The following is a 9094-nucleotide window of genomic DNA, read 5'->3' on the forward strand; positions in this document are numbered from 1 at the left end:
TTTCACGCCAAAATAAACTCAATATCCATAACGTGCGCAGGGTGATTAAGATCTCACCAAACGTTCCGTCAGAGCCTTGACGGGCGCCGTCGGTAAGGAATAAGTTGTCACTCCGTAGTCTTCCGGCAATCCCTCAAAAAGCCGATATAGCTCAGTGGGTAGAGCAGCGCATTCGTAATGCGAAGGTCGTAGGTTCGACTCCTATTATCGGCACCAATTAGTGTTCCAGATTATCCCTTCAGGAAATAAAGGTTAACTCCGACATTATGTTGATCAAAAGACTCAAGGAAGCGCGTCTGCGTTCGGGACTTTCTCAGTACAAACCTGGTGTACTCGCGGGGCTCGATGAAGCTTCTGAATCAATATGAGAAGGGCAGGCATCAGCCCGATCAGGATACGGTGAGCCGAATCGCCAAAGTATCAGATGTGCCCGTTGCCTATTTTTATGCAGAGTAAGACGAGCTGGCTGCGCTGATTATTGAATTTCATGAAAGTAAAAAGCCGTCTGATACTGTTCAATCTTAGGAATCACCGGCTATCAGCCAGAAACTGTAAGCCTTTGCCCGGCTATGTACAAAAGGCAAAATTTCATCGCCTGACTGTTTTCCTGGCAGGGCATATTCAAGCGGCAGATAGAAATCTCGGCCGTTTCTAACCCCCGTCGCTCAATCCCCCTAAACCGTCAACTCCCTTGCATAACGAATAAAATCCGCCAGAGCTTTATTTTTTTGGTGTCGCTGCCAGCTCAGGGTCAGGGTGGATGTCGCGCCTGAGTCGGTCAGGAAGCAGTAGTTCACGTCGGGGATCATCACCGATCTCTGCGTTTCCGGCACCAGCGCGACGCCCATTCCCATTGAGACCAGCCCGATAGCCACTGACACATCCCGCGTAAACTGAATTTTCTGGGGGACAAATCCGGCTTTCTGGCAGGCGTTCATCGCGGACCACCCAAGGCCGACGCCGGGCGGATCTCTCTGGATAAGGAAAGGGCATTCGGAAAGTGAGGAAAGGGCGATTTTTTGATCGGAAGCCAGCGGATGATTGCGCGGGAGAACGGCAATCAGCGGGCGGGTTGCGACGTCAAGATATTCCAGTTCCGGGTACTTCGGTACCGGCGAGCGGACGAGGGCGATATCAAGTTGATAATTGAGCAGAAGTGTTAGCTGCTCGTGAACGTTATGTTCTTCAATAACGATCTCAATATCCGGTTTTTTCTTGCGGTAACCATTAATTAACAGCGCCAGCGCCGGATCCAGTATCGACGATCCGACGTAGCCGAGCTTCAGCTGTCCTTTAAAACCCTGCCGTAAACTGCGCGCATTTTCGAGAAATTTCTCGTAATGGTTGATGGCAATCCGCGCTTCTTCTACCAGCTGCTGCCCCTCGAAAGTCAGCGCCACATGGCGCTTGTCGCGGGTAAAAAGCGGGATCCCCAGTGACTGTTCGAGCGCCTTGATGTGCTGGCTTAATGCGGGCTGCGCGATGTTGAGTTGCAGGGCGGCTTTACCAAAATGCAGCACTTCTGCCAGCACCACAAATGAGTGTAATTGTCGGTAATCCATACGTTCTCCGTGTCGTTTTTCTCATAATAATCCCTTATCAAAGAGCCGGGTAATGTTATTGGACTCTTATCACCGATTCTTTGCAAACTGACCGGGCAGCGGCAAAGAAGCACATTCCGCTGCACCCCCGATTACCTGACTTTAAGGGCCATTGAGATGTCTGAAGAACAAAAAAAAGTGACTGATCTCCGTTCCGCACTGGAGGTCTTAAGCCAGTACGACGACGAACTGATCTACACCGATGAACCCGTGGATCCGATCGCGGAATTATCCGGTGTATACCGCTACGTAGGCGCCCACGGCACCGTTAAACGTCCGACCCAAATCGGTCCGGCAATGATCTTTAATAAGGTCAAAGGCTATAACGACATGCGGGTGCTGATTGGCCTGCTGTCTTCACGCAAACGCGTGGCTCGTCTGTTCGGCACCACACCGGAAAATCTGGCGTTTATGCTGAAAGATTCCGTGTCGAATCCTATCGCGCCCATCGTTATTCCACGCGAAAAAGCGGTGTGTCAGGAAGTGGTTCATCTGGCGACTGACCCGGATTTCGATATTCTGAAAATCCTGCCAGCGCCGACCAATACGCCGGAAGATGCCGGTCCGTATTTCACCCTCGGCATGTGCTACGCCTCCGACCCGGAAACCGGTGAGCATGACGTCACCATTCACCGCCTGTGCGTGCAGAGTAAAGATGAAATCTCCATGTATTTCGTGCCGGGCCGTCATCTGGACGTGTTCCGTCAGAAAGCCGAAGCGGCCGGTAAACCACTGCCAATTTCAATCAGCATCGGTGTGGATCCGGCGATTGAAATCGGTGCGTGCTTTGAGCCGCCAACCACGCCGCTGGGTTTTGACGAACTGTCCATCGCGGGCAGCCTGCGCAATCAGGCCGTAGAACTGGTGGATTGCCTGACCGTGAAGGCGCGCGGTATCGCTAACGCCGAAGTTGTGATTGAAGGCGAACTGCTGCCGAACTACCGGGTTCGCGAAGACCAGAACACCAATACCGGCAAAGCGATGCCTGAATTTCCGGGTTATACCGGTGCCGCGCAAGCCGAAGTGCCTGTGATTAAAGTGAAAGCGATCACTCACCGCCGCCATCCGATCCTGCAAACCTGCATCGGGCCGAGCGATGAACACACCAATATGGCGGGCATTCCGACTGAAGCCAGTATCCTGCAGATGGTTGAACGCGCGCTGCCGGGCTTTGTGCAGAACGTTCACTGTCCGTCACCGGGTACCGGTAAATACCTGGCGGTATTGCAGGTGAAAAAACGTTTTGCGGCTGACGAAGGTCGTCAGCGTCAGGCGGCACTGCTGGCGTTCTCAGCGTTCTCCGAGCTGAAACACGTCATGCTGGTGGATGAAGATGTCGATATCTTTGATCTCAATGACGTTATCTGGGCGATGACCACCCGCTATCAGGGCGATGTCAGCACCATCTTTATTCCGGGCGTGCGCTGCCATCCGCTCGATCCGTCATCCGATCCGGCTTTCAGCCCGTCGGTGCGCGACCACGGTATTGCCTGCAAAACCATTTTCGACTGCACAGTACCTTATAACCTGAAAGCGAATTTCCACCGCAGCGAGTTCCTCGAAGTGGACGTAAACCGCTTTATCCCGGGTTTTACTAAAAAGTGATCAGTAATAAACAATAAGGAAACAGCATGTCAGGGTCTGCATTAAAGGCACCACAGAAACCCCGCGTTATCGTCGGGATCAGTGGCGCGTCCGGGTTCTCTTATGGCGTTCAGGCGTTGCGTTACCTGCGCCAGCTGGATGTGGAAACGCATCTGGTGATCTCCCCGGCGGGGCATCTCAACCGTGAGCACGAAACCACGCTGACTGAAACGGATGTGGCGGAACTGGCGGATGTGGTTTATCCCTTCCGCGCGGTGGGGGCGGCGATTGCCAGCGGGTCATTCCGTACGCTCGGCATGCTGGTGGCGCCTTGTTCGATGCATACCCTGGCGGCTATTTCGACCGGCCTGACGGATAATCTGCTGACGCGGGCGGCTGATGTCGTATTAAAAGAACGGCGCCGGTTGGTACTGATGGTGCGTGAAACGCCGCTGCATGCGGGGCATCTGCGTAACATGCAACAGGTGACGGAATCCGGCGCAATTGTTTTTCCGCCGGTGCCTGCCCTGTACGCAAGGCCGACAACTGTTGAAGAAATTATTGCGCATAGCGTGGCGCGCGCGCTGGGTCTGCTGGATCTGGACTGTGCCGATTTGCCTCGCTGGGGTGAAAACATGAAGTTAATGACCAGGAGTAAAGACTCATGATTATCGGACCTTATATCAACGGCTCCGCCGTATTGATTGGCGGCATTGTCGGCGCGGTGCTCAGTCACCGCCTGCCGGAGCGCATCCGTACGTCTATGCCCTTGATTTTCGGCGCGGCGTCCATGTGTATGGGCGTCGTTCTGGTGGTAAAACTCAGCCATATGCCGGTGATGGTGCTGTCGGTGATCCTCGGCGCGCTGCTCGGTGAACTGTGTTATCTGGAAAAAGGCATCGGCAAACTGGGCAGTAAAGCCCGCAGTCTGGTTGAGGTGTTTGTGAAATCCGATCCGGGCGATCGGGAATCTCAGGAAAAATTCCTGCAAAGCTACGTGGCAATCATTGTGTTGTTCTGCGCCAGCGGCACCGGGATTTTCGGGTCGATGCACGAAGGCATGACCGGCGACACCAGCGTGCTGATTGCCAAATCGTTTCTGGATTTGTTCACTGCGGCGATCTTTGCCACCACGCTCGGTTTCGCCGTCGCCGTGGTGGCGGTTCCGCAATTAATCATCCAGCTGCTGCTGGCGTACGGCGCGGTGTTTATCCTGCCGCTGACCACGCCCGCCATGCAGGCCGATTTCTCCGCTGTTGGGGGTGTACTGATGTTCGCGACCGGTTTTCGAATCTGCGGTATTAAGATTTTCCCGGTGGCCAATATGTTGCCCGCGCTGTTACTGGCGATGCCAATATCCGCCCTGTGGACTCACTTTTTCTAACTAAGCAGCAGACAGTAACAGACGTTAAACCGCATGTTCGGGCGACTGCGCGTGCGGGAAATAAAAATGATGGATGACGTTATTTCAGAAAGTCATGTTTGAAAATTAAATACACCAGTGATTTCAATCGCACGCGGTGGCTTGCTGCTGCGTCCTTTCTGAGAATGACAGGGATCCAGGGACTGGAAATAATGCGTTTTTATCTAAGAAGAAACAGGTTCTGTCATGATAAAAAATAAACTTTCCGTTACGCTGGCATTATTAATGCCTTTGACTTCCTTTGCAGCAGAAACGATTAATTCCGCACCAGAAGTTTTAAAAGTTACCTCATCCGCCGATGATGGCAGCGCAGGCACATTGCGCTGGGCACTGGAGAAAAATAACCAGAACGCCGGACATTATCGCATTGAGCTTCAGTCCCCCGATAATCAGCCGCTAGTGATTAAACCGGTTAAACCGCTGCCGGAAATTCTCGGGCCGGTGGATATCATAAATCTCGACTGGCAGAAAAATGGCAAATACGCTGCCATCGACGGTTCCGGTTATATCAAAGGCAGCGAACCGCAATCCTGTCCGGGTGCGGTCAGCGGCCAGTATGGCGCAAACGTCCGCACTACCACCATGCCAGGTCTTGTTTTACGCGATACCCATGACGTGACTTTGCAGGGCATCGAAGTCCGCAACTTCTGTATCGGAATTCTGATTAACCGCGCTAAAAATAACGTCATCGAAGACAGCCGTATCGTGGGCAACCACGGTGGTGCTGGCATCATGATGACCGGCGATGACGGCAAAGGGAATTCCACCGCGACCACCACCGAGCGTAATAAAATTATCCGCAATACCTTCATTAATAATGGTGATGCGATGGAAGCGACGCGCGGTGCGTCATTTAACCTGATTGCGGAAAACTTTATTACGACCGACGACGTAAATAATAAAGAACCTTCTCAGGGGCTGGAAATGCTGTGGGGGAATGATAACGAAGTGCTGCATAACCATTTTGAAAACTATTCCGACGGCGTGCAGCTTAACTGGGGGAACCGCAATTATATCGCCGGTAATACCTTCACCAATCTGTCCTCTGCCGTCACGCTGAGCGGCACCGGAAATATCGTCGACAGCAATATCATGACCGGCAACCGCGTAGCCGTTTCCGTGCGTCCGCAGGGCGAACCGGGTAAAAATGGCGCATTCGGCATCAACCGCATCACCGGACCTGCGGTGAACCGCATTACGGCTAACATCATGGTTGATAACGGTAAACCGGTTAAACGCTGCTTTGCCGGCGGCAGTTGTCTGGACGGTTTTGCAGGCGCTATCGTCTTTAACGTGCCGGGTCTGGAACACGCGGCCTTCACAGGCAACCGTGGCGGCGGTATCAGTAACGACACCAGCAAACTCGAAAAAATCTGCGCGATTGACGGCCCGTCAGCAGACTGCGAGAAAACCCCGAATAAAGATCAGCAGGCTCCGGCGATTACCCGCGTAAGCCGCAGACAGAACGCGCTGACCATCGACGGTCAGGTGAAAGGCGAAGCCAATACGCTGTACCGCGTTGAGTTCTTCTCCAACAGCAAATCCACACAGGATGAAGCTGAAAATTATTTGGGTTATCAGATGGTGCCCATCAATGCCAAAGGGCAGGGCGTCATTCACGACCAGATTAACGTCGCGGCAGATTTGCAGGTGGCGAATGTTACCTCAACCGCCACTACCAGCGACGGTGCCACTTCCACACTGAGTAAACCGGTTGCGCTGAAGTAAAACTTTTGTCCTGACAACGTGCATTCCCTGCAAATAAAAAACGTCGCCGGCTGGATTTTCCACCCGGCAGACGCGTCACGATGGTCAACAGGAAAAACGATAATGAGTTTAACCAAAAGTTTATTAGCTCTTTCCCTATTACTCAGTCTCCAGGGTACCGCGATGGCTGCCCAAACCAGTGCACCAGAGGCGGCAGTCTTGCAACGCCACGCGGTGCCTATCACCATTCGTAATACTGTGATTGGCGAAGGCGTGCCAAAAATCATCATTCCGACAACCGGAAGCACGGCAGAACAGGTCCTGGCCCAGGCTAAATCTATCGGCGCTGACGCCGATGCATCCCTGATTGAATACCGTATCGACTACCTGGATTTCGCCACTGATGCCGCCAAAGTGGGCGCATTAGGCAAACAGGTTGCCGCGGCCGCTGACGGTAAACCGCTGATCCTGACGTTCCGCACACAGACAGAAGGTGGCGTGAAAAGCATCAGCGATAAAGCGTATGGCGACTTGTATCTGTCGCTGATCAAAGACCATTTCATCGATATTCTCGACGTCGAAATGTTCCGCGATGCAAAAGTGGTTAAGGAAGTCGTTACCGCCGCACACAAAGCGGGGATCAAAGTGGTGATGTCCAGCCATGATTTCCACAAAACGCCATCGGTCGCCGAAATCGTTACCCGACTGCGCAAGCAAGACAGCATGGGCGCGGATATCCTGAAAATCGCCGTGATGCCGCACAATCCTGAAGATGTTGTCACCCTGATGGACGCCACTGCGCAGATCCGCGATAAGTATTCCCTCAAACCGTTGCTGACCATGTCGATGGGCGGTCTGGGTGCGGTATCGCGTCTTTCCGGTGAAGTATTTGGCGACGATCTCACCTTCGGGATGCTTGGCACGCCGTCGGCACCGGGGCAGATAGAAGCACATCAGCTGGACGTAGAAATGCAAACCCTGCACGCCGCTATCGCAAACCACTGATATTCCTGCGGCAGAGCGTTTACCGCCTCTGCCGTTTTTCAGTCTGTTCATCCCTTTCCTGCCCGCTTCAGAACGCGATCGCACATTTAGTTAACGGTCATTAAATAAATATCTTGCACAAAGTCTCATCAGCCCTTAGTATTTACTTATCGAACGTTAATTAATAAATAACGTTGACCTGAAACCGGGGTTTCTGAAGAAGGCATCCCAAACTAAATTAACGAACAGGAATTAACATCATGAAAAATATCGCAATGACCATCGCCGCTCTGACTCTGGCTACCGCTTCATTCACCACTCTGGCAGCAACTGAGGTTCAGTCCGCACCTGCCGGTCAGCAAACCATAGGTGTGGTCAGCGCATCAACATACGGTTCACTGCCAAGCCTGCAATCACAACTGAATGCCAAAGCTGAACAAGCCGGTGCAAGTTCATACCGCATCATCGGTGCTTCCGGTAATAACCAGATGTACGGTACCGCTGAACTATACAAATAAGATGTCACAGCAATAAGCAGAAGAGGCGGCGGTTGCCGCCTTTTTCGTGTCTGCAATTTACGAAATCATGCCGTGCTCAATGATACTTGTGGAAATAGTTATTGCGGATCTTGCGGTTGATAAAGCCATGGAGGCCGCTGCCTGCTTTCGCCATCGCTTTCATGCGGTCCACATCTGCCAGACCGGGGCGAATGGAGTTGTAGATGTAATGCCAGCCATCTTTAAACTTCACCGTAATTGAATCTTCCGTTGTTAAAAAAGCGACGATACCCGAATTACCTCCACGATTTTGGTACCTTTCCATTCCCACCTCCTTGCCAGTGACATTCGATTTAAGCCAAATTATCTTATCCACGAACTTTTTCCGTTTATGTGAGCCACTCGGCTTTTTTAAATGTATCGGATGTTTGCGGGAGGTCGAATCTGCTTAAGCCGTCTCTGTGGTCAGTATCCGGAAACTGATGGCCTGAGGTTTAATGAAAGCTCAGGTAAAAATGATCGTATAACGCCTTTATCCGCAATCTGCGGTAATCCTCAATGACGGGCTTTATCCGCAGATTGTGGTGTCCGGAATGCGGCGTTTTGACTTCCACCACCTGACATCCTGCGGCCTGAACTGACGTTAATCCTGCGATTGAATCTTCAAACCCGATACATTCTGACGGCTCAACGCCGAGGCGGCTGGCACCCAGCAAAAATGGCTGCGGATGAGGTTTTCCCCAGGTGATGTTTTCACTGGTGATCAGAATTGGCGGGGGAGGCAGAGCTGAACAGGCGATCCGTGCAGATGCGACGTTGAATGATCCTGAAGTCACGATCCCCCACGGCACACCCAATGTATTTAATTGCGCAAGAAATTCCCTGGCGCCGGGCAATGCGGTAATACCTTCGGTATGCGTCGCCTCATAATCTTCCAGTGTCAGGAAAATATCCTGCAACTGGGCTTCTCCGGCATCCGGAAGAAAATGTCTTAACGTCGCCATCGCTGGTTTTCCGTGCAAAAAGCGGCGCACTTCTTCGATATCGAGTCCGTATTGCGCAGCCCAACGATTCCATGAGTGTTCGACAAAATCGAGAGAAGTCACGAGTGTTCCATCCAGATCAAACATCAGCGCGTTGCAGTGCATATTGCCACTCCGTTGAAAAATGTCTGACCTTATCTTAGTGAGCAATATGACAATTAAAATAGTAATAAAACGGCCTTTATATAAATAAAATGACCTCTCTGTGTTTTTTACAACCTGTGATGAAGATCCCAAAAAATGATCGGAGAATAA

The 9094-nt window shown here is 52.0% G+C and carries 9 protein-coding genes, 1 tRNA gene and 1 pseudogene; 8 read left to right on the plus strand and 3 right to left on the minus strand.

Features of this window, described 5'->3' with window-relative positions; translation table 11 throughout:
- Window positions 1-140: 140 nt before the first annotated feature.
- Together J1782_RS03300 and J1782_RS26310 are read left to right on the plus strand one after the other, a co-directional pair.
- Window positions 141-216, plus strand: a tRNA-Thr gene (locus J1782_RS03300).
- A gap of 50 nt (window positions 217-266) precedes the next feature.
- Window positions 267-456: pseudogene (locus J1782_RS26310) on the plus strand (helix-turn-helix domain-containing protein).
- A gap of 218 nt (window positions 457-674) precedes the next feature.
- Here J1782_RS26310 and J1782_RS03305 read toward each other — a convergent pair.
- The gene (locus tag J1782_RS03305; protein ID WP_152324640.1) at window positions 675-1562 is read right to left on the minus strand and encodes a LysR family transcriptional regulator; all 888 of its coding nucleotides are present in this window, start codon (window positions 1560-1562) and stop codon (window positions 675-677) included.
- Window positions 1563-1718: 156 nt separating this feature from the next.
- On the opposite strand from J1782_RS03305, the gene J1782_RS03310 reads away from it, so the two are divergent.
- The 6 genes from J1782_RS03310 to J1782_RS03335 all read left to right on the plus strand — a co-directional run bounded on the left by J1782_RS03310 (window position 1719) and on the right by J1782_RS03335 (window position 7817).
- Entirely contained in the window at window positions 1719-3206 is a 1488-nt protein-coding gene (locus tag J1782_RS03310; RefSeq protein ID WP_152324639.1) for a UbiD family decarboxylase, read from the plus strand.
- A 26-nt stretch (window positions 3207-3232) separates the two neighbouring features.
- Complete coding sequence (locus J1782_RS03315; protein ID WP_152324638.1) at window positions 3233-3853, plus strand: UbiX family flavin prenyltransferase; 621 nt, start codon at window positions 3233-3235, stop codon at window positions 3851-3853.
- The gene (locus J1782_RS03320) at window positions 3850-4569 is read left to right on the plus strand and encodes a DUF554 domain-containing protein (protein WP_217152417.1); all 720 of its coding nucleotides are present in this window, start codon (window positions 3850-3852) and stop codon (window positions 4567-4569) included. The genes J1782_RS03315 and J1782_RS03320 overlap by 4 nt, the downstream gene beginning before the upstream one ends.
- Before the next feature lie 225 nt (window positions 4570-4794).
- Entirely contained in the window at window positions 4795-6336 is a 1542-nt protein-coding gene (locus J1782_RS03325) for a NosD domain-containing protein (protein ID WP_217152418.1), read from the plus strand.
- A gap of 102 nt (window positions 6337-6438) precedes the next feature.
- On the plus strand, window positions 6439-7320 hold the full coding sequence (aroD, locus tag J1782_RS03330) for a type I 3-dehydroquinate dehydratase (protein WP_152324635.1): 882 nt from the start codon (window positions 6439-6441) through the stop codon (window positions 7318-7320).
- Window positions 7321-7559: 239 nt separating this feature from the next.
- On the plus strand, window positions 7560-7817 hold the full coding sequence (locus tag J1782_RS03335; protein ID WP_152324634.1) for a YdgH/BhsA/McbA-like domain containing protein: 258 nt from the start codon (window positions 7560-7562) through the stop codon (window positions 7815-7817).
- Between the two features lie 76 nt (window positions 7818-7893).
- On the opposite strand, the gene J1782_RS03340 is transcribed toward J1782_RS03335, so the two are convergent.
- Together J1782_RS03340 and J1782_RS03345 are read right to left on the minus strand one after the other, a co-directional pair.
- Window positions 7894-8172 carry a hypothetical protein gene (locus J1782_RS03340; RefSeq protein WP_371819739.1) on the minus strand — a complete coding sequence of 93 codons (279 nt, stop codon included), beginning with the start codon at window positions 8170-8172 and terminating at the stop codon, window positions 7894-7896.
- Between the two features lie 118 nt (window positions 8173-8290).
- Window positions 8291-8944, minus strand: coding sequence for an HAD-IA family hydrolase (locus J1782_RS03345; protein WP_165058569.1), 654 nt, complete (start codon window positions 8942-8944; stop codon window positions 8291-8293).
- Between the last annotated feature and the right edge of the window lie 150 nt (window positions 8945-9094).

It is taken from the genome of Rahnella sp. BCC 1045, from assembly GCF_019049615.1.
Lineage (GTDB): Bacteria > Pseudomonadota > Gammaproteobacteria > Enterobacterales > Enterobacteriaceae > Rahnella > Rahnella contaminans.